Origin of the sequence: Stenotrophomonas geniculata (assembly GCF_034508895.1) — a bacterium.
Classification (GTDB): domain Bacteria; phylum Pseudomonadota; class Gammaproteobacteria; order Xanthomonadales; family Xanthomonadaceae; genus Stenotrophomonas; species Stenotrophomonas geniculata.
Window position 1 is genome coordinate 3382874 of sequence record NZ_CP140571.1, and the last position, 21325, is coordinate 3404198.

Here is a 21325-nt window from a genome sequence, read left to right on the forward strand (position 1 = left end):
GCTGGAAAGCAAAGGGCGGCCCGGAGTTCCGGGCCGCCCTTTGCGTTGCTTCAGACCGCGGTAAGGTCGCTGTCTTGGCTGCGCTGGCCGAAGGTCAGGGCCCAGGTGGCGCTGTCCACCTGCTGGCGGTCCTGCGCCTGCTGCCTGCGTGCGCGGCTGGCACCGAACCAGCGACCTTCGCCATTGATCAGCGGCGCCATGCGCACCACATCCACATACTCCGGATCGATCTCGCTGGCGCGTTGCAGCCAGGTCAGCGCCAGGAAGGCGTTGGCCGGCACGCCGTTGCCGAAGTGGTAGACGTCGGCCAGATAGCCGGCCGCCCACAGCTTGTCGTCGTCATCGCCGCGCCACCACAGCGGGATCAATGCGCGCTCGACCGCTTCGCGCTTGTGCGCGTCGTTCTCGCCATCCAATGCCAAGCAGGCCAGGTTGCGGCAAGTGGGGGCCCAGACGCGTTCACCGGTTTCCGCTTCATCCAGGCAGCGCAGATACAGCTCACGCGCGCGGGCTTCGTTGCCGGCGCCACCGGCAGCGACCAGGCGCACGGCCAAGTTGTAGGTGGCGATCAGGTCGCCGCCTTCCACCGCACGCTCCTGCCAGTGAGCGGCCTTTTCTGCATCAACGAACTGAGGCTGGTCACGGCCACCCAGGCGGCCCTTGTACAGGTCGCAGAGTGCCGACATCGCGCCGGCGTCGCCATCGTCGGCCATGCGCTGCAGCAGCGACAGGCCGGCGGCCTGTGATACATCGCAGAACAGGTTGGCCGCGAAGGTGACTGCAGAGGTGTTCTCCCGCGGTGCAAGTTCCAGGGCGCGCTGCAGCAGGGGCGCGGCACGTACCGGGTCGGCGGTCTGGCCGAGCAGTCCATGCTCGATGGCGGTGGCCGCCCAGAGCAGGCCGATCGCGGAATCACCTTCGCGTGCCGCGTAGTCCACCACCTGGGCGAACAGCGCTTCGGCACCATCGACGTGGGCAAACCAGGCGCAGGCCTCGAGATTGCTGAGGCCTTCATGCAGGACCATGTCGCGGTCGAGCGTCCAGGCCTGCTGCAGGTCCTCGAACACCGCCTGCATATGCTGGGCGTCCCACTGGACGTCGTTCTCGGCATCCTCACGGCGCCCGAGCCGGTAGCGCAGTCCGGCACGCTGGGTCAGCACCTCCGCGCGCAGGGCACGGTCCAGGTGCCAATCGAGGATCTGCGCGTAGGCCTGCTCGTGCGCCGCGACGGTTTCGCTGTCGTCGCGCTGTGGCAGCTCGGCCAGCCAGTCCTGCGCCTTTCGCCAGCGCAGCGCATTGCTCTGCGTCAGATCAAGGCCACGACACCAGCTGCCCTCGATGAACTCTTCCATCGCCTCGTGGCTGCCGCCCCAACGCGGGTACAGGAAATACAGGGTGCTCTCCAACGTGCTCAGGTCGTCGGGGCGCTGTTCCAGCACCAGCCGCATCCAGTACGCCAAGGGCGCATCGAAGTCGTCCTGGCTGCGTTCGCGCAGCAGCGGCGGCAGCGTGGCGGGCAACGCCTGCAGCGGTGCACCAAAGCGCGACAGCAGCTGCAGTGCCTGCGGCCAGGCCTGCGGATAGTGCTCGGCCAGCGCGGCATCATCGGATTCCGGCGGCTGGCCGGCCTGCAGCGCACGCAGCCAGTTCGGTTCGCGCAGGAAACTGATGATGCGTTTGATGCCGTCCAATGCCAGTGCGGGCCGTGGCGACAGCGCGGTCGCCTGCAGGTAAGCATGTACGGCATGGTCGCGGGCCAGCTGTGCGGCCAGCCACTGGCTGTCCTCCACCAGTGCGGCCACGTCGGCGCTGCGCAGTTCACCGGCAGCGTCTTGCCAGCAGGCGCCCAGGCGCAGCCAGGCGTAGTAGCTGCCGGGGGCGGCCGAGGCCCACTGCTGGGCCTGTTGCAGGCGCGCTTCCAGCGTCAGCGTGGCGTCGTGCAGGTTGCGCAGCCGCCAGCGGATGCCGGGCAACGCATTCTTTCCCTGCAGCCAGGCCAGCTCATGCGGAGCAAGCAACGCATCCAGTTCGGCATAGCGCCGCTCCTGCAGTGCGGTACGCGCCTGCACGCGCCAAGAGAGGTCTTCGGGGGAAAGTCCGTCTTTTGCAAATCCGTTTGTCATTGATGCAATCCAGCGAGTACGAGGCGGGACATTAGAAGCACGGTCGTTACCGGCGGCAAGCAGGACATGCGGCTGCCGTGTCGGTGGCATTCAGCAGGAGCCTTGCTTGAGGCAGAGATTCAATCCGTATCGGTTTCCTCATCGTGCAAGGCTTCTCCGTGGACCTGATAGCCCGCTGCACGCAGATGTTCCGGCCAGGGCGGCGTCGCCATTTCCTCCAGTGCCATCGACAGCCGCGAGGCGAGATGCAGCGGGCGCGCATCCAGCCAGTCAAGATAGGCGTCGCTGTGGATGAGTGTGCGCAGCGCGGTGCGGTCGTGCCATTGGGAGGGCGGCAGCAAGGCGAACCCCGTCACCCGGAACAGGCGTTCGCGTTGCGGATCGTCCATGTGCAGCGGAAATGCAAGCAGCAGCTCGGGCCGGTAGGAGAGGGTGCCCTGGCCCTGTCGCCACGCCTCGATTCCGGCGCGATCCACGCCGGGCACGGCGCGGTCCAGGGCCAGCCCGCCACCAGCTTCGAAATAGCCGTGCATCAGGGCATGCGGATGCAGCCAGGGTTCGAGCTTGTCCTGCTCGCTGGCAGCGGGGTCCTGTTCGATCAGGCGTGCCGACAGCGCGAGGTAGTGAACCGAACGGGCGAGATCCAGTCCGCCGGTCAGTGCCGCGTAGGCGTTGAGCTGGCTGCTGCGATCGATGCAGGGGTGCTGCTGCGCGTCATCGGCGACCTGCTGCGCGAGAGCGAGGTAACGTTCTGCCCCTTGTGGATCCTTGAACAGCGCACGGTAGCGCTGTGGTTCCCGCATCACTTCGATGGCGGCCTCACGATCGCCACGCGACAGCGCATCGTGCATGTACTCGAGTGTCTGCACTACAGGAACTCCAGAGGAGGATGGACAGGACGCCGGGTACGCTGCTCTGACCGTGGCGGTGCTGCCGACCAGCAGCAGCGAGCCGATCATCCATCGTGACATGCCGGAAAAGGGCCATGCAGGCATGCAGTAACGTCCTTGTCGAGCATTGGCAAGGCCGCCCCGTGAGGCGGCCGATGCGGGTCGCTAGTTCGCCGGCAGCAACGCCTGCAGCCGCGACTCCAGTTCCTGCTGGCGCCAGCCGGCCAGTGCGGCCGGCCATTGGCGGCGTTCCAGATAGCTTTCCAGATGCTTGCGGGAGGCCAGCACGCCATCCGGCAGGCCCAGCTCGCGGCTGCGTTCGGCCACCGCGTCCTGCAGCTTCTTCACTACCTGCTTGTTGCTGTCGTTGGCGGGCAGTGCCAGCGGTGCCTCGGCCTCATCGGCCAGCGGCGTGGACAGTGCCTGCCAGACCGCGCCTGCCAGCTTGCGCGGTGCCTTCGGGAACTGCTCGAACAGCCTGCCCAGCGCAGTCTCGTCGGCCGGTGGCGTGCGCGCCAGGGTGGCGGCCAGTTCGTTGTCCAGGATCCAGCTTCGCGGGCGGTCGCTGCTGCGTGCCTGCACATCACGCCAGCGCAGCAGGCGCAGCAGGCGGTGCTGTGCGGCGGCGTCGAGGAACTGCGCCGAGCGCATCGCCAGATGCGGCCAGCGGTCCTCATCGTTGGCGACGCTGGCCAGCAGGCGCTCGCCATCGTCGTGCAGCCACTGCTGGCGGCCGAGCGCCTGCAGCCTGGCATCAATGGCGTCATGCAGCGCGAACAGGTGCTCGACATCGTCGGCGGCATACTGCAGCTGCGACTCCGAAAGCGGGCGGCGCATCCAGTCCGAACGGGTTTCGCCCTTGGCCAGGGCGACGCCGGTGATTTCCGCCACCAGCTTCTGGTAGCCCATGCCGCCGCCGATGCCGGCCAGCGCGGCACCGATCTGGGTGTCGAACAGTGGTCGCGGCAGCACGCCGCACGCCCACTTGAAGGCGACCAGGTCTTCGCTGGCGCTGTGCATCACCTTGGTGATGGATTCATCGGCCAGCCACGGTGCCAGCGCCTCGGTCATGCCGGGAATCAGCGGGTCGATCAGCAGGATGTCCTGCCCGACCGCCATCTGCACCAGGGCCAGCTGCGGCCAGAAGGTGCGTTCACGGATGAATTCGGTGTCCAGGCCGATGCGGGTCGGGCGCTGCTGGAAGTACGCATCCAGCTCGGCGGGGGTGGTGATCCAGGTTGCCACGGTTCAGGGCCTACTACTCGGGTTTGCTCAGGCAGGGGAGAATAGCCTAACGTCGGTGCGCGTCCGTGCCGAAGGAGGCTCCGCTTGCGTTTTCCGTTGTCGTCCGCGCTGTGCACCGCCCTGGCCATGGCCCTGGCAGGCTGCACGCCGTCGCCCCCCACGGCAGTGGACCGGAGTGCCGGGGAGGAGGCGCGCCCGTCCGCGAACGCAGACAGCGACGAGCGCCCGCAGGCCGGGCAGGGCAGCGTGACCATCGCCGGTGAGGATGCCGCCGAGGATGTACAGCAGTGGACGCCGCCGCGGGTGGACCGCCAGGGCCGCAGCCTGGCCCAGTTGCGCCGCGCGGCCGGGCAGGCCTTCACTGAGGGGCGGCTGTATGAGGATGCCGATGCCGCCATTCCGCTGTGGCTGGCAGTACAGGAAGAGGACCCGGATGACCGCCAGGCCCGCCAGGGCCTGCAGCGTGCCCGCCAGCGCCTGCAGCAGCAGGCGGATGCGTTGCTGGTGCGGCCGCTGAAGCAGCGCGAGGCGCTGGCCGAGGCCGGCCGCCAGGCGCTGGTGCTGCTGACCCTGGCGCCCAAGGACGAGAAGGTACGCGCACTGCAGGGTCGGGTGGAGCTTGCCCAGCGGGTGGTCGCTTACAACCGCGCCGGTGAAGACGACCTGCGCGCGGACCGGATCGGCGAGGACGGGGATGGCGCCATCGGCAACTTCCGCGAGGCGCTGGCACTGGACGAGAACAACAGCCGTGCACGGCAGGGACTGGCCGCGGCCGAAAGCGGGTTGATCCGTCGTGCCGAGGACGCTGCTCGCACGCGCGATTTCGCCAGCGCGGGCACCTGGCTGGCCGAAGCCAGCAAGGTGCGCGACTCGTCGCCGACCATTGCCGACGCGTTCGAGCGCATTGAGCAGATCCGTGCGGCGGCATTGCTGCAGTTGCGCGATGACGGCCTGCGCGACCTGTCCACGCCGCAGGGCCTGAAGCCGGCACGCGAGAAACTGGCCGAGGCCCTGCGCATCGCCCTGCCGGGAGACGCGGTGGTGGCCCAGCTGCGTGAGCGCATCGACCTGGCCACCCACTACGGCAGCTTCCGCCCGGGACAGGTGTTCAGCGACGCCATGCGTGATGGCGGACGCGGTCCGCAGATGGTGGTGGTGCCGCATGGCGGTTTCCAGATGGGCGCCGGTGATGCCGAACCGGGTTCGAGCGATGCTGAGCGACCATCGCACTATGTGCGCTTTGATCGAGGCTTCGCGATGGCGATCACCGAGGTCACGGTCAGCGATTTCCAGCGCTACGTGAAGGCGACCAACGCGCGCCCCCGGGCGACGCGGCGTGGCCATTCGGTGGTCTATGACGAACGCAGCGGCAATTTCATCCGCCGCAGCGGCGTGGACTGGCGCTCGGATTACGACGGTGGCCGCGCGATGGCCAATTCGCCGGTGATGCACGTCAGCATCCGCGATGCCGAAAACTATGCGGCGTGGTTGTCCGAGCAGACCGGGCGCAGCTACCGGTTGCCCAGTGAAGCAGAGTTCGAGTACGCGCTGCGCGGCGGCAACAGTGGTCGCTACCCTTGGGGCGATGCGGGCACGCCGCCGCCGGGCAGCGGCAATTTCACCGGCAGCAAGGATGTGTCGCCGTCCGGGCGGCATTGGCACAACGCCTTCATCGGCTATGGCGATGGCTGGTGGGGGCCGGCACCGGTAGGGAGTTTCCAGGCCAATGCCTTCGGCCTGCACGATATGGGCGGCAATCTCAGCGAATGGGTGGCCGATTGCTGGCATGCCAGCTACCGGCGCGCGCCCTCCGATGGCGCCGCCTGGTTCAACCCGGGCTGTCGCGCACGGGTGATCCGGGGGGGCAACTGGGCCAATGCGCCGGAGCAGACCCGCGCCGCCTGGCGGCAATCCCAGGACTCGGATACCACCAACGCGCGCATCGGCTTCCGCCTGGTACGCGGCATCTGATCGGCAGCCGGCTTCACCCGTTGCTGGCATCGGCGCACTAAGATTGCGCCGTGCCCGCCGGCCGGCGGGGCCTGCTGGAAGCCGACCCGATGCGCAACGATCCCTTTTCCCGCCCGCCACAAGGCTCGCAGCGCCGCGGCCTGTTCGGCAACATCCGCTGGTGGGTGCTGCTGCTGGCCGCCGGCTACGCGGTCTTCTACTGGTTTTCCAACCGCACGGTGGATCCCTATACCGGCGAGAAGGTGATGATCGACAGCAGCCTGGACGCGCGCCAGGAGACTGCTTTGGGGCTGCAGGCCTACCAGCAGATCCTGTCGCAGGAACGGCCGATGGACCCCAATGCACCGATCGCGCGTGATGTGCGTGACATCGCCCAGCGCCTGATCGCCAAGGTCGATGTGGTGGAGACCGCGCTGGCCCAGGAGCATGGCGTGCAGCCGGCGCACTTCGCGCGGGATTTCCAGTGGGAAGTGAACGTGATTCCGTCCGACCAGGCCAATGCGTTCTGCCTGCCGGGCGGCAAGATGGCGGTCTACACCGGGCTGGTGCCGGTGGCGCGCACCCGCGATGCGATGGCGGTGGTGATGGGCCACGAGATCGCGCATGCGCTGCTGCGCCATGGTGCACAGCGCATGGCCCAGCAGAAGCTGACCCAGATCGGGCAGGTGGCCGGCGCCGCCAGCGGCATGGATGCGCAGCAGCAACAGATGATGATGTCAGCGATGGGCTACGGTTACCTGTTGCCGTATGCACGCAGCCACGAGACACAGGCCGACGAAGTGGGCCTGATGCTGGCGGCGGCGGCGTGCTTCGACCCACGCGAGGCGGTGCCGCTGTGGCAGCGCATGGGCCAGGCCAGTGGTGGCCAGTCACCACCGGAGTTTTCCTCGACCCACCCGAACCCGGGCACCCGCATCCAGAACCTGCAGGCGCTAATGCCGAAGGCACTCGAGTACCGGCAGAAGTTCTGCGAGCAGGCAAAGTAGAGGGTGTTCGGCAGGGCTTGCAGCCCTGCACCTGCCGAAGCCAGAGCAACAGCAACCGCCGAAGCAAAGGCTGGCTATCCGTGGGATGGCGGGGTGGGTCCGGTTGCGGGAGACGCCGTAAACCCGTCCATGGGGGCTTGGCCGCGGCATCCATGCCGCGGACACTCCCGCAACCGGACCCACCCCGCCTTCGACAGATTTCTGCGACCTGCAGTAGATCCACGCCATGCGCGGATGCTTTTCGATCTCGATTCGAAATATTCGATTCCGATGGAGATTCATCCACACATGCGTGGATCTACCGTGTCGACCAAGGTCGACACCTACCAACAGCCACCGGAATCTGTCAGAGGTGGGGCGGTGTCGGAGTGCGGGGTGTCAGCCGCATGGATGCGGCTGCCAAGCCTACAAGGACGTACTTGCGGCGTCCCCGCACTCCGACATCGCCCCGCCATCCCACGGAATGCCTGCTTTTGACGTTGACGTTGCCTTGGCTTGAAGCCTCTGTGGGTGCAGGGCGCAGCCCTGCCGAACAACCCTCTACTTGACCTGCACGTCGATCACGCCGTCGCCGACGCGCGCCTGCAGCGCATCGCCAGGCTGCACCTGATCGACCTTCCGCACCAGAGTGCCGTCGTCGCTGCGGGTGAGGATGCTGTAGCCGCGGGCCACGGTCGCCAGCGGGCTGACCGCTTCCAGCGAACGCGCCAGCCCGCGCAGGCGCAGTGCATCGCGTTCCAGCAGGCGCTGCATTGCAGCCTGCGGACGCCCACGCAGGGCGGCGAGGCGGCGCTGCATCGCGTCGAGCTGGCGCTGCGGATGGTGCCCGCGCAACACCGCCGCTGCATGGCGCAGGCGTGCGGCACGGCGTTCCTGCTGCTGATTGAACGCGGCATGCAGGCGCCGGCCCAGGTCCAGCTGGCGGCGACGCAGCAGATCCAGCCTGGCCTGCGGGCTCTGCGCGTTGAGGCGCAGCAGCGCACGGTCGGCACGCTGCATCGCCTGCTGCATCGTGTGCCGCTGCAGCTGCACCATGCGTGCCGCTGTGCGGCGCAGGCGCAACGCCAGTTCGCGCTGGTCCGGCACCAGCAGTTCGGCCGCCACCGACGGTGTCGGCGCGCGCAGGTCGGCGGCGAAGTCGCTCAAGCTGAAGTCGGTTTCGTGGCCCACCGCCGACACCACCGGGGTGCGGCTGGCGGCGATCGCACGGGCCAGTGCTTCATCGTTGAAGGCCCACAGGTCTTCCAGTGAACCGCCGCCGCGGGTCAGCAGGATCACGTCGTAGCGACCACTGGCATCGGCGGCCTGCAGCAGGCGGGTGATCTGTGCAGCGGCGCTGCTGCCCTGCACCAGGGTCGGCAGCAAGTCCACTTCCAGCAGCGGGAAGCGGCGGGCCAGCACGCTCAGCACGTCGCGCACGGCGGCGCCGGTGGGCGAGGTGATCACTGCCAGGCGCTGCACGTGCGCGGGCAGCGGCCGCTTGCGCGCCGGGTCGAACAGGCCCTCGGCCTCCAGGCGTGCCTTCAGCTCTTCGAAGGCGCGGCGCAATGCGCCTTCGCCGGCTTCCTCCATGTGGTCCAGCACCATCTGGTACTCGCCACGAGCGTCATACAGGGTCACCTTGCCACGCACCAGCACGCGCATGCCTTCGCGCGGCACGAACTTCAGGTACTGCGCCTTCATCCGGAACATCGCCGCGCGCAGCTGCGCGCGTGCGTCCTTCAGGGTGAAATACAGGTGCCCGGAGGAAGGACGGGCCACGCTGCCCAGCTCGGCCTCGACCCAGATCGCCGGGAAGCTGCCTTCCAGCAGGTCGCGGGCCAGGGTGTTGAGCTGGCTGGGGGTGAGGATGTCGTTGTTGCGTGGCTGCATGGGAACGGCGTGCTGCGGGTGGAGCGGGTGCTCAGGATCGCACGTCAGCGCGCCGTGTGCTGGCCCAGTCCCCACTGCACGTGTTCACGCACCAGCGGCGAGGGATCATCGACGCGGGTCTGCAACGCGGCCAGCGCTTCGGCCGAGGACGGTGCATTGCCCAGCGCCACGGCGATGTTGCGCAGCCAGCGCTCATGGCCGCTGCGCCGGATCGGGCTGCCTTCGGTGCGGCGCAGGAACTCGGCTTCATCCCAGGCGAACAGCTGGTCAAGCCGCGCGGTATCGAGGTTGTTGCGTGCGCGGAAATCGGCCTCGTCGGTACGCTTGGCGAACTTGTTCCAAGGGCAGACCAGTTGGCAGTCGTCACAGCCGTAGATGCGGTTGCCGATCAACGGGCGCATGTCTTCGGGAATGGCGCCGTCGTGCTCGATGGTCAGGTAGGAGATACAGCGTCGTGCATCCAGACGCTGCGGGCCGGTGATGGCCTGGGTCGGGCAGACATCGATGCAGCGCGTGCAGGTACCGCAATGTGCAGTGGCCGGGGCATCGATCGGCAGCGGGATATCGATGTAGATCTCGCCGATGAAGAACCATGAGCCGCCATGACGATCGATCAGGCAGGTGTGCTTGCCGATCCAGCCGAGACCGGCATTGCGCGCCAGTGCGCGTTCCAGCACGGGGGCCGAATCGACGAACACGCGGTAGCCCAGCGGTGCCACTTCATCGTTGATCTGCGTGGCCAGCTTCTGCAGGCGGTTGCGCATCAGCTTGTGGTAGTCGCGGCCCAGCGCGTAGCGCGCCACGTAGGCACGTCCCGGGTCGGCCAGGGTCGCCCAGGCTTCGGTGTCGTCCTTGTGGCTGTAGTCCATGCCCACCGAGATCACCCGTACGGTGCCGGGCAGCAGCTCCGCCGGGCGCGCGCGCAGGGTGCCGTGGCGCGCCATCCAGTCCATCGTGCCGTACAGGCCCTGGCCCAGCCAGTCGGCCAGGTGCGCTTCATCCTCGCCCAGCTCGATGCCGGCGATGCCGCAGCGCTGGAAGCCATGCGCACGGGCCAGTTCGCGGATGCGCTGCACGGCCTGGGCCGGATCGACAGGGGTGGGGGCAGGGGACATGTGCACCAGTATAAAATCCCTGCATGGCCAACCTCGCCGATCTGTTCGATTCTGCTGCCGCGCGTGCGCTCGATGCGCAGGCCTCGGCACTGGCTGCCGAGGGCGGCTGGGGCCTGATGGCGCAGGCCGGCCAGGCTGCCTGGCAGTGCCTGCTGCAGCACTGGCCGCAGGCGCGGCGGATCGGCGTGGTGGTCGGAGCGGGCAACAACGGTGGCGATGGCCATGTGCTGGCCCGCCACGCGCTGCAGGCCGGGCGTGAGGTGATGGTGATCGCCTTGCCGGGGAAGTCACCGTCAACCGTGCTGGCACAGCGTGCAGCATCGGAATTCAAGTCCGGCGGCGGCACCATCACCGATTTCGACGGCGTGCTGCCCGAGGCCGATATCTGGGTTGATGCCCTGTTCGGTCTGGGCTGCGATCGCGCGCCGGAAGGCGTGGCGCAGGCGCTGATTGTCGCGCTCAACGCGCAGGCGGTACCGGTATTGGCGCTGGACGTCCCCAGTGGCGTCGATGCCGATCGCGGTGCCGTACCGGGCGTGGCCGTGAAGGCCGCTTTGACCCTGCAGTTCATCGTGCCGCATCGCGGGCTGTATACCGGCGACGCGCTGGATCATTGCGGCCAGAAGGCGCTGGCGCCGCTGCAGCTGCCCGCGGCCGCACGGCAGGGCGTGTCACCCGCCGCGGAGCACTGGACCCAGGCCTGCTTGCCGGCACTGCTGCCGCCGCGCCGCGCCAACACCCACAAGGGCGAATCCGGGCACGTGCTGTGCGTCGGCGGCAACCATGGCAGCGGCGGCGCCATCGCCATGGCGGCCGAGGCCGCTTTGCGTGCGGGCGCGGGATTGCTGAGCCTGGGTACCCGCCGCGATCACGTCGGTCCGTTGCTGGCGCGCCTGCCGGAGGCGATGACCCACGCGCTGGAAGACGGCGATGTGCTGCCGGCGCTGCTGGACAAGGCCAGGGTGGTCGCGATTGGCCCCGGTCTGGGCCAGGACGAATGGGCGCGTGCACTGTTTGCGCGGGTGCTGGCCAGCGCCAAGCCGCTGGTGGTCGACGCCGATGCGCTGAACCTGCTGGCGCAGGATCCGCGCGCGCTACCGGACGCCATCCTTACGCCACATCCGGGCGAGGCCGCGCGCCTGCTCGGCTGCAGTACCGCTGACATCCAGGCTGATCGCTACCGCTGTGCGCAGGCGTTGGCCGAACGCTTCCACGCCGTGGTGGTGCTGAAGGGCGCAGGCAGCATCGTGACGGCCCCCGGGCAGGCGCCACGGCTGATCGGTGCAGGCAATCCCGGCATGGCCGTGGGAGGCATGGGCGACCTGCTCACCGGCATCATTGCCAGCCTGCGCGCGCAGGGGCTGGCCGCCTTCGACGCTGCCGCCGCTGGTGCACTGCTGCATGCGCTCGCGGGCGACGCCGCGGCCGCCGATGGCGTGCGCGGCCTGCTTCCTACTGATCTGCTGTCGCCGTTGCGGCGACTGGCCAACCCGGAACTCTCTCGATGATCGATTTCTTCCTTGCCGACAGCGATGCCACTGAACTGCTCGGGCAATGGCTGGCGGCCACCCGGCCGCCGCAGGCGCTGGTTGAACTGCGCGGCGACCTGGGCGCCGGCAAATCCACCACCGCCCGCGCACTGCTGCGCGCGCTGGGCGTGCAGGGCGCGATCCGCAGCCCCACCTACACCCTGGTCGAGCGCTATCCGCTGGCCAGTGGCGGTGAGGCGTGGCACTTGGACCTGTACCGCATCGGCCAGGCCGGTGAGCTGGATTTCCTCGGCCTGGACGAGGGCAGCGCGGTGCTGTGGCTGGTGGAATGGCCGGAACGGGGCGCCGGCGCGCTACCGCCGACCGACCTGGTGGTGGCGCTGGAGATCGAGGGGCAGGGGCGTCGCGCGCGTCTCACTGGAGTAAGCGACGTCGGACATGAATGGCTGAAGCGGCTTCCCCAAGGGGGTGACTTGCAGGCCATTTCTGTCGGCTGACGAGAACAAAGACCGGCAGGTTACGGATTATTAAGGAAAAAGGTGTTGCATTCCGTTCAGCGCGGTGATTGAATCCTGAGCCATGCGCCCGGGGAACCGTCTCATCGCCATCTGTGCCGCCGTCGGACTGGGTCTGGCGAGCGTCAGTGCGTGGGCCGGTGAAGTCCGCCAGGTCCTGCTGAATACCGGCGCTACCGGCACCCGTGCCGAAATCTCGCTGGTCGGCAGTGGCGGCTACAAGACGCTTTCTCTGGCCGGTCCGAACCGCCTGGTGGTCGATTTCCCCGACTCCAGCGCCATACGCAACCTGAAAATGCCGGCTGCGCAGGGCGTGGTTACGGCGGTGCGTACCGGACAGCCGGTGCCGGGCACCTTCCGTGTCGTTTTCGACCTTGCTGAATCGGTGGCGCCGTTCCGCCCACAGATGCAGCGCGAGGGGAATGAATCCAAGCTGGTGATCGAATGGCCGGGCGATGGCCCGGCCGTGGCCGCCAGCCGTCCTGCAGTGACGCCGGCGGTGCAGCCACAGGCACCGGTCAACACGCCTGCACCGACGCCGACGCCGACGGAGAGCGCGCAGTCGCGTTCCGATGCTGCGCGTGCCACCGCGCTGCTGACTGCCCAGGTTCGCCAGCAGGCCAGTGCCACTGCCGCCGCGCCGGCCACGCCCACCCCGGCGCCGTCCACTGCACCGGCCCAGGTCGCGGCGGCCGGTACCGTGGCCAGCAGCTCGCCTTCTTCGTCGCCGGCCGCGATCCTGGCTGGACAGCGCACCGCAGCGGTGGTGACCACGCCGCCGGCTACGGTGCCTGCACCGGCACCGACGCCAGTGGAACCGCCGCGTCCGGCCATGCCCAGCGATGCGTCGCGCATCCGCATGCAGGCTGGCATGCGTCATCTGGTGGTGGCCATCGATCCGGGTCACGGCGGCCAGGATCCGGGCGCGATCGGCCCGACCGGCAAGCGCGAAAAGGATGTCACCCTGGCGGTGGCGCGTGAACTGGCCCGCCAGGTCAATGCGACGCCGGGCCTGAAGGCGTACCTCACCCGCGACAGCGACGTGTTCATCCCGCTGCCGATGCGCGCACAGAAGGCGCGTGCGAACAAGGCCGACATCTTCATTTCGATCCATGCCGACGCGGCCGAAAACCGTTCGGCCACCGGTTCGTCGGTGTACGTGCTGTCGACCAAGGGCGCCTCTTCGCAGCGCGCCCGCTGGCTGGCGGACAAGGAAAACGCGGCCGACCTGGTCGGTGGCGTGCGCCTGCAGCAGACCGAAGGCACGCTTGCCAACGTGCTGCTGGATCTGGCCCAGAGCGGCTACATGAAGGCGTCCGAGGACGCGGCCGGCCACGTGCTGGGCGGCCTGAAGCGGATCGGCAACAACCACAAGCCGAACATCGAGCGCGCCAACTTCGCGGTGCTGCGCACCTCGGACATGCCGGCGATGCTGGTGGAAACCGCGTTCATCTCCAACCCGGATGAAGAGCGCCGCCTGATCGACCCGGCCTACCAGCGCAAGATCGCCGGTGCCGTGCTGGACGGTGTGCATACCTTCTTCAGCCGCCAGCCGCCACCGGGCACGTTGTATGCCGCCCGCGCCCAGGCCGAGATCGACGCAGCCGGCACCATGGCCGGCGGCAGCAAGTAACCCGCCGAAGGCGGGTTACTGCTTTCTGTAGAGTCGAGCCGCGCCCCATGACCGATGGGCGCCCTTCTGATGAACGCAACGCCATGCGCGCGAACCCTGCCGCTGGGCACGCGGGATGATTCATGCCCGACTGGGCCTTGCCGGTAGCCCGTCAGTCGAGCATGGCTCGACTCTACCCTCGGCCGCTCCGTTATCATCCCCGCATGACGTCTGCTACCCATCCGCGCCCGATCCGGCCGTTGCCGGAGATCCTCATCAACCAGATCGCCGCCGGCGAAGTGGTCGAACGTCCCGCGTCGGTGGTCAAGGAGCTGGTCGAGAACGCGATCGACGCCGGTGCCAGCCGCGTTGATATCGATCTTGAAGAGGGCGGTGTACGCCTGATCCGCATCCGCGACAACGGCAGTGGCATCGCACCGGAACAGCTGCCGCTGGCGGTATCGCGCCATGCCACCAGCAAGATCGCCGATCTGGACGACCTCGAATCGGTGGCCACGCTCGGCTTCCGGGGTGAAGCGCTGCCGTCGATCGCCTCGGTCAGCCGTTTCACCCTGTCCTCGCGTCGCGCACATGACGAACACGGTTCGGCGCTGCAGATCGAAGGCGGCAAGATCGGCGAAGTGACCCCGCGCGCGCATGCGCCGGGCACCACGGTAGAAGTGCGCGAGCTGTTCTACAACGTACCGGCGCGGCGCAAGTTCCTGCGCGCCGAGCGTACCGAGCTGGGCCATATCGAAGAATGGCTGCGTTCGCTGGCGCTGGCGCGGCCGGATGTCGAGCTGCGCGTGTCGCACAACGGCAAGGCCTCGCGCCGCTACAAGCCGGGCGATCTGTATTCCGATGCGCGATTGGCTGAAACGCTGGGCGAGGATTTCGCCAACCAGGCCGTGCGCGTCGACCACAGTGGTGCCGGCCTGCGCCTGCACGGCTGGATCGCGCAACCGCATTATTCGCGCGCCAGCGCCGACCAGCAGTACCTGTACGTCAACGGCCGTTCGGTGCGCGACCGCAGCGTCGCCCATGCGGTGAAGATGGCTTACGGCGACGTGTTGTACCACGGTCGCCAGCCGGCCTATGTGCTGTTCCTTGAGCTCGACCCGACCCGCGTTGATGTCAACGTGCACCCGGCCAAGCACGAGGTGCGTTTCCGTGATTCGCGGCTGGTGCATGATTTTGTCTACCGCACGCTGAAGGATGCGCTGGCCGATACCCGTGCCGGCATGTCGGCGCAGGACATCGGTGCCGGCTCCGCGCATCCGGCGGATGCAGGTGCGGCATCGATGGTCTCCAGTGCGGGCGCCTCCGGTTTCGGTCTGGTCCGCGGTGCCGCACCGGGTGCCGGTTCGAGTGGCGGCGGTGGTGGATTCTCTGGTTGGCGCCCGCAGCAACCGCTGGGGCTGCAGGTGGCCGATGCTCCGGCTGCCTATGCCGCGCTGTATGCCGCACCAGCCGGCGCCGAGCGCGGTGCTGCGCTGCCGCCAATGCCGACCGAGAACGGACTGCCGGTCACCAGTGCCGACGCAGGCGTGCCGCCGCTGGGCTACGCGATCGCGCAGCTGCATGGCATCTACATCCTGGCCGAGAATGCAGAAGGCTTGATCGTGGTCGATATGCATGCCGCGCACGAGCGCATCGGTTACGAGCGCCTGAAGAACGCGCACGACGGTATCGGCCTGCAGTCGCAGCCGCTGCTGGTGCCGATCACGCTGGCAGTGGGCGAGCGTGAGGCCGACACTGCCGAAAGCGAAGCCGACACACTGGCGGCGCTCGGCTTCGAGGTGACCCGCGCCGGCCCCGGATCCCTGCATGTGCGCAGCATTCCAGCGCTGTTGGCGCATGCCGAACCGGAAGGGTTGCTGCGCGACGTGCTGACCGACCTGCGCGAACACGGCCAGAGCCGGCGCGTGGCCAGTGCGCGCGATGAACTGCTGTCGACCATGGCCTGCCATGGTGCGGTGCGCGCCAACCGGCGCCTGACCGTGCCGGAGATGAACGCGCTGCTGCGCGACATGGAAATCACCGAGCGGTCTGGCCAGTGCAACCACGGCCGACCGACCTGGGCCCGTTTTTCGCTGGCGGAGATCGACCGCTGGTTCCTGCGCGGACGTTGAGGGGAGCATCGATGCGTTATCGGGGAGTGGGCGGCCTGCTGGCCGCTCTGGTGTTGGTTGCCTGCAGCCCGGCGACACCGCCGGCGCCGAAGGTCACTGAAGATCCGGCCTACGCGGCCACGCAGCAGCAGTGGCGGGTAGCGCGCTACCAGGATCTGACCCGGCCGGACGGTTGGACAGCGCTGGTCGGCCTGCACTGGCTGCAGAACAAATCGCACTTCGTCGGCAGCGGCGCGACCAATGGCATCCGCCTGGCGGTTGGGCCGGACAAGCTGGGCCTGCTGCGCCGCGAAGGCAGCCAATGGTGGTTCACACCTGAGGCCGGCGTTGACGTCAGCCATGACGGGCAGCCGGTGCGCGGCCGCATCCGTGTCGACACCGACAAGGATCCGCAGCCGACGCTGCTGGCCTTCGATGGTGGCAAGGGGCAGCTCAGCATCATCCGCCGCGGCCCGCGCGATGCGCTGCGGGTCAAGCATGCCGATGCGCCGGCACGCCGAGATTTTGCAGGACTGGAGTACTGGCCGGGTGGTCCTGACTGGCAGGTGCAGGCGCGCTTCATCGCGCACTCGCCGGGCAAAACCCTGCCGATCGTCGATATCACTGGCCTGACCACCGAGATGCCCAACGCAGGCGCGGTCGAGTTCCAGCGTGATGGCCGCAGTTGGCGGCTGGAGGCGATTGGTGCGCCCGGTCAACCGCTGTTCCTGATCTTTGCCGACCGCACCAGTGGCCGCGGCAGCTATCCGGCGGGGCGTTACCTGGATACCGATGCGCCGGCAGCCGATGGCACGGTACGCATCGATTTCAACCATGCCTACAACCCGCCGTGTGCGTTCACCGCCTACGCGACCTGCCCGTTGGCGCCGCCGGAAAACCGGCTGGACCTGCGCGTGGAAGCGGGCGAGAAGGCTTACCACCTGCCTGAAGGAGAAGGCTGATATGCCGATCAGATCCCTGTTGCGTACCGCCGTTGTACTGGCGGCCTGCGCGCTGGCACCGCTGGTTGCAGCGCGTACCACGCAAGCCGACATCGCTGGCGCAGCGGTGGCCAAGCCGCCGGTGCCGTTGCTGTGGAAAGTGACTGGACCGGGCGACTCGCGCCTCTACCTGCTCGGTTCCTTCCACCTGCTGAAGCCGCAGGACTACCCGTTGTCGCCCGATGTCGAACAGGCGTTCGAGGCCTCGCAGCGGGTCGTGTTCGAACTGTCGCCGGAAGACATGCAGTCGCCACAGCTGGCCAGCCGCATGGTGCAGGCAGCGGTCCGCACCGATGGCAGCGAGCTCAAGCGTGACCTGGATGCTGCGACCTGGCAGAAGCTGCAGGTGTTCGCCACCGAGAACAAGCTGCCGCTGGCGCAGATGCAGGGCATGAAGCCGTGGTTTGTCGGCCTGAGCATTTCGGTCGGGCAGATGCAGAAGCTGGGCCTGGACCCCGCACTGGGCCTGGATCGTCACTTCATGGAGCGTGCGCAGAAGACCGGGCGCAAGACCGCGGGACTGGAAGACATCGATACCCAGATCGGCATGCTCGACGGAATGACGCTGCAGGAACAGCGGCAGATGCTGGCCGAAGCGCTGGACCAGGCTGGCAAGGCCGACGAGCAGGCACGCCAGCTGCATGATGCCTGGCGCCGGGGTGACGAGCGCCTGTTGTGGACCAGGATGGCGGCGGAAATGCGCCAGCAGTATCCACAGCTTTACCAGCGCATCAATACCGGCCGCAATGACGCCTGGGTGCCGAAGCTGCTGCCGTACCTGCAGGCCGGGCAGGGCGGCACGCTGGTGGTGGTGGGCACGCTGCACCTGCTGGGCAACGACGGCGTGGTCGAGAAGCTGAAGGCGAAGGGTTACAAGGTCGAGCGCGTATGCACGGGGTGCAAGGCGAAACGCTGATGTATCGCCGACGCGATTCAAACAAAACGGCGCGCCAGGGGCGCGCCGTTTTCGTATCAACCGTTGCTGCAGCTCAGCGGCGGGTCTTGCCGCCGGTGCCGGCGCCCGGTTCGTTCGGCTTGTTGCCGGTACCTGCCCCGGTTCCCGTTCCGGTGCCGCCCGGGCGCGGGCCACCGAAGCCCGTGCCCATGTTGCGCTGGAATTCCTGCCACAGCTCCAGGTTGCGCTCGGTCAGCTGGTTCATCATCGCCCACGGGGTCTGCCCCAGCAGGTTGCCCATCTGCTGGCGGAACTGCTGCTGCTGGTCGAGGAAGACCTGCATGCTGCGCTCCAGGTAATTGCCCATGAAGCCCTGCAGGGAGTCGCCGTAGAAGCGGATCAACTGGCTCAGCAGCTGGGTGGACAGCATCGGTTCGCCGTCCTGTTCCTGGTCGGCGATGATCTGCAGCAGGACTGATCGCGTGAGGTCGTCGCCGCTCTTGGCGTCGCGGACTTCGAAGTCTTCACCGTCCAGGATCAGCTGGCGCACGTCCTCGATGGTGATGTAGCTGGAGATCTCGGTGTCGTAGAGACGGCGGTTCGGATACTTCTTGATGATGCGGGTCGCAGCCATGAAGCGGTACTCGTCACAGTAGACGCGCAGCATGGCGCAGTGCAGCAGCCGTTGCAACCGCCTCAGCCCCCGCCAGGCTTGGCTTTCGGCGGCGATCATGTTGCGCAACAAGGGTTTGCGTGCTGCGCAGCATGACTCTTGGCAGGGGCCCGGCGGCGATCGCCGCGAGGGTCCCCTGCGCGGCTTACCAACCCATATGGTGGCCGCCGTTGATGTCCAGGTTGCTACCGGTGATCCACGAGGCTTCGTCGGCAACCAGGAACGAGACGCCGTAGGCGATTTCCTCCGGCTTGCCGAGGCGTCCGGTGGGGATATCGGCGATGATCTTGGCGCGCACTTCCTCCGGAACCGCCATCACCATGTCGGTGGCGACGTAGCCGGGCGAAATGGTGTTGACGGTAATGCCGAAGCCGGCGTTCTCGCGCGCCAGCGAGATGGTGAAACCGTGCATGCCGGCCTTGGCCGCCGCGTAGTTGGCCTGGCCGTACTGGCCCTTCAGGCCGTTGATCGAGCTGATCTGGATGACCCGGCCCCAGCCGCGGCGGCGCATGCCCTCGATGACCGGACGGGTGACGTTGAACACCGAATTGAGGTTGGTATTGATCACATCGTGCCACTGGTCCGCGCGCATGCGATGGAACGTGGTATCGCGGGTGATGCCGGCGTTGTTGACCAGGATCTCGACCGGGCCCAGCGCGGCTTCGACCGCACGCACCAGCGCTTCGGCGCTGCCCGGATCGGAGACATCGCCCGGGAAGATCGACACGCTGTAGCCGCGTTCGGTCATCGCCTGCTGCCAGGCGCGGGCCTTGGCCTCGTCGCGGTAGTTGGTGGCGACCCGGTGGCCCTGGTCGGCCAGGCGTTGGCAGATGGCGGTACCGATGCCGCCGGTTCCGCCGGTGACCAGTGCGACGCGAGATGTCATGGAGTGCTGTCCGGGTATCAGGTGGGGGAAGGGTGATTCTGCAACATCGGCGCGGAAAGTGCGCCGGCTGGCAGCAGGATGTCGGTACGTGGCAGCCGCGCTGGGTCGAAGGCATTCCGAGCGGCCGCCAGCAGCGTGTCCAGATCGTGCGCAGGTTCCAGCGCTTCAGGTGCCTGGCCGAGCAGTTGCCAGAGCTGGCGCAGCACGGGCAGCGGGCGCGAACTGTCCACCGGCAGCGCGGCCAGCGACTTGGACAGCTTGTGGCCCGGGGCATCGAGCAGCAGCGGCAGGTGCCAGTAGCGCGGTACCGCCAGCCCCAAGGCCTGCTGCAGCAGGATCTGCCGTGCCGTGGAGTCGAGCAGGTCGGCACCGCGCACCACTTCGGTCACCCCCTGCGCGGCGTCATCGACCACCACCGCCAGCTGGTAGGCCCAGCAGCCATCGGCACGGCGCAGCACGAAGTCGCCGACCTCGGCATGCACGTCCTGCTGCTGCGGGCCGCGCAGGCCATCGTCGAAGTGCACGATGCTGCCCGGTGGCACGCGGAAACGGACGGCGGGGTCCGGTCGCGGTTGCCGGGCGACGCAGTGATGGTGGATGCCGCCGCTGGCGGCCAGGTCGCCGCGGCTGCAGTGGCAGACAAAGGCCTGGTCGCTGGCGAGCAGTATGTCCAGCGCAGCCTGGTAGGCCTCGCCACGCGCGCTCTGCCAGAAGATCGGGCCATCGTGGGCCAGACCGAACGCCGTCAGTGCCTGCAGTTGTGACTCGGCGGCACCGGGCACGGTGCGCGGCGGGTCGACGTCTTCGATGCGCAGCCGCCACAGGCCGCCGTGATGGCGCGCGAGCAGCCAGCTGCCGAAGGCGGCGAGCAGGGATCCGGGGTGGAGCAGGCCGGTCGGCGAGGGCGCGAAGCGGCCGCAGGGAACATTGGCGGTCATGCAGGCTGAATCGTCGGTCAGGTTGGCGCTTGAATTCAAGCTGACCACACCGCAAATTGACCGGTATCGACCCCTTCCGAGCCGGATTTTCCCATGTTTACCCGCATTGCCCTGTTCCTGGCGACCAATTTCGCGGTCCTGATCCTCGCCAGCATCGTGATGTCGTTGCTGGGGGTCAATTCGAACCAAATGAGCGGCCTGCTGGTCATGGCCGCGATCTTTGGTTTCGGTGGGTCCTTCATCTCGCTGCTGCTGTCCAAGTGGATGGCCAAGCGCTCCACCGGTGCGGTGGTGATCACCGAGCCGCGCAACCAGACCGAGCGCTGGCTGCTGGCCACGGTCGAGCGCCAGGCCAAGGCGGCGGGCATCGGCATGCCCGAAGTGGCCGTGTACGAAGGCCCGGAGATCAACGCCTTCGCCACCGGCGCCAACCGCAACAATGCGCTGGTGGCGGTGTCCACCGGCCTGCTGCACAACATGAGCGAGGACGAGGCCGAAGCGGTGCTGGGCCACGAGATCGCCCACGTCGCCAACGGTGACATGATCACCATGGCGCTGCTGCAGGGTGTGCTGAACACCTTCGTGATCGTGCTGGCCCGCGTGGTCGGCGGCATCATCGACAGCGCGCTGTCGGGCAACCGCGAAGGTGGCGGCCGCGGCTTCGCCTACTACATCATCGTGTTCGTACTGGAGATGGTGTTCGGCCTGTTCGCCACGATGATCGCGATGTGGTTCTCGCGCCACCGCGAGTTCCGCGCCGATGCGGGTGGTGCCTCGCTGGCCGGTCGTCAGAAGATGATCGCCGCGCTGGAGCGCCTGCAGCTCAACCACGGCCAGAGCACGCTGCCGACCCAGATCGCGGCGTTCGGTATTGCCGGTTCGACGGCGAAGAAGCTGTTCATGAGCCACCCGCCGCTGGAAGAGCGCATCGCCGCGCTGCGGGCTTCGACGGTGGCGTAAGCTTCTGCTTTCAAGGTAGTGCAGGAACGCCTGGCCTCGCGC

Annotated in this window: 17 protein-coding genes; 9 read left to right on the forward strand and 8 right to left on the reverse strand. The window is 67.9% G+C overall.

The window, feature by feature from the left end; genetic code table 11:
• Positions 1-50: 50 nt before the first annotated feature.
• From RI032_RS15615 to rnd, 3 genes are all read right to left on the reverse strand, one after another.
• Positions 51-2123, reverse strand: a complete 2073-nt coding sequence (locus tag RI032_RS15615; protein ID WP_322547279.1) for a DUF4034 domain-containing protein — start codon at positions 2121-2123, stop codon at positions 51-53.
• Between the two features lie 119 nt (positions 2124-2242).
• Positions 2243-2974: a hypothetical protein gene (locus RI032_RS15620; protein WP_322547280.1), complete on the reverse strand. Its 732-nt coding sequence runs from the start codon at positions 2972-2974 to the stop codon at positions 2243-2245.
• A 204-nt stretch (positions 2975-3178) separates the two neighbouring features.
• On the reverse strand, positions 3179-4258 hold the full coding sequence (rnd, locus tag RI032_RS15625; protein ID WP_322547281.1) for a ribonuclease D: 1080 nt from the start codon (positions 4256-4258) through the stop codon (positions 3179-3181).
• An 84-nt stretch (positions 4259-4342) separates the two neighbouring features.
• Between rnd and RI032_RS15630 the strand changes: the two genes are divergently transcribed.
• Together RI032_RS15630 and RI032_RS15635 are read left to right on the forward strand one after the other, a co-directional pair.
• A complete protein-coding gene (locus RI032_RS15630; protein ID WP_322547282.1) occupies positions 4343-6229 on the forward strand; it encodes a formylglycine-generating enzyme family protein in 1887 nt (628 codons plus the stop codon).
• Between the two features lie 89 nt (positions 6230-6318).
• Positions 6319-7215 (forward strand): M48 family metallopeptidase, encoded by an 897-nt coding sequence (locus RI032_RS15635; protein WP_019336850.1) that lies wholly within the window; start codon positions 6319-6321, stop codon positions 7213-7215.
• Positions 7216-7755: 540 nt separating this feature from the next.
• Here RI032_RS15635 and xseA read toward each other — a convergent pair.
• Positions 7756-9087, reverse strand: a complete 1332-nt coding sequence (gene xseA, locus RI032_RS15640; protein WP_322547283.1) for an exodeoxyribonuclease VII large subunit — start codon at positions 9085-9087, stop codon at positions 7756-7758.
• A gap of 44 nt (positions 9088-9131) precedes the next feature.
• Positions 9132-10202 (reverse strand): tRNA epoxyqueuosine(34) reductase QueG, encoded by a 1071-nt coding sequence (gene queG, locus RI032_RS15645; protein ID WP_010486580.1) that lies wholly within the window; start codon positions 10200-10202, stop codon positions 9132-9134.
• A 23-nt stretch (positions 10203-10225) separates the two neighbouring features.
• Here queG and RI032_RS15650 point away from each other — a divergent pair, with 23 nt between their 5' ends.
• From RI032_RS15650 to RI032_RS15675, 6 genes are all read left to right on the forward strand, one after another.
• The gene (locus tag RI032_RS15650; RefSeq protein WP_322547284.1) at positions 10226-11710 is read left to right on the forward strand and encodes an NAD(P)H-hydrate dehydratase; all 1485 of its coding nucleotides are present in this window, start codon (positions 10226-10228) and stop codon (positions 11708-11710) included.
• The gene (gene tsaE, locus RI032_RS15655) at positions 11707-12189 is read left to right on the forward strand and encodes a tRNA (adenosine(37)-N6)-threonylcarbamoyltransferase complex ATPase subunit type 1 TsaE (RefSeq protein ID WP_043400894.1); all 483 of its coding nucleotides are present in this window, start codon (positions 11707-11709) and stop codon (positions 12187-12189) included. The genes RI032_RS15650 and tsaE overlap by 4 nt, the downstream gene beginning before the upstream one ends.
• A gap of 82 nt (positions 12190-12271) precedes the next feature.
• Positions 12272-13840 carry an N-acetylmuramoyl-L-alanine amidase gene (locus RI032_RS15660; RefSeq protein WP_322547285.1) on the forward strand — a complete coding sequence of 523 codons (1569 nt, stop codon included), beginning with the start codon at positions 12272-12274 and terminating at the stop codon, positions 13838-13840.
• A gap of 203 nt (positions 13841-14043) precedes the next feature.
• On the forward strand, positions 14044-15951 hold the full coding sequence (gene mutL, locus RI032_RS15665; protein ID WP_019336846.1) for a DNA mismatch repair endonuclease MutL: 1908 nt from the start codon (positions 14044-14046) through the stop codon (positions 15949-15951).
• 11 nt (positions 15952-15962) lie between these two features.
• Positions 15963-16892, forward strand: a complete 930-nt coding sequence (locus tag RI032_RS15670) for a DUF1684 domain-containing protein (RefSeq protein WP_043400900.1) — start codon at positions 15963-15965, stop codon at positions 16890-16892.
• 1 nt (position 16893) lies between these two features.
• A complete protein-coding gene (locus RI032_RS15675) occupies positions 16894-17847 on the forward strand; it encodes a TraB/GumN family protein (protein WP_322547286.1) in 954 nt (317 codons plus the stop codon).
• 73 nt (positions 17848-17920) lie between these two features.
• On the opposite strand, the gene phaR is transcribed toward RI032_RS15675, so the two are convergent.
• The 3 genes from phaR to gluQRS form a co-directional block, all read right to left on the reverse strand.
• Positions 17921-18460, reverse strand: coding sequence for a polyhydroxyalkanoate synthesis repressor PhaR (gene phaR, locus RI032_RS15680; protein WP_010486594.1), 540 nt, complete (start codon positions 18458-18460; stop codon positions 17921-17923).
• A gap of 184 nt (positions 18461-18644) precedes the next feature.
• Positions 18645-19385 (reverse strand): acetoacetyl-CoA reductase, encoded by a 741-nt coding sequence (gene phbB / locus RI032_RS15685; RefSeq protein WP_010486596.1) that lies wholly within the window; start codon positions 19383-19385, stop codon positions 18645-18647.
• Between the two features lie 17 nt (positions 19386-19402).
• A complete protein-coding gene (gene gluQRS, locus RI032_RS15690) occupies positions 19403-20323 on the reverse strand; it encodes a tRNA glutamyl-Q(34) synthetase GluQRS (protein WP_053443317.1) in 921 nt (306 codons plus the stop codon).
• 93 nt (positions 20324-20416) lie between these two features.
• On the opposite strand from gluQRS, the gene htpX reads away from it, so the two are divergent.
• Positions 20417-21283, forward strand: a complete 867-nt coding sequence (htpX, locus tag RI032_RS15695; RefSeq protein WP_322547287.1) for a protease HtpX — start codon at positions 20417-20419, stop codon at positions 21281-21283.
• Positions 21284-21325: the final 42 nt, after the last annotated feature.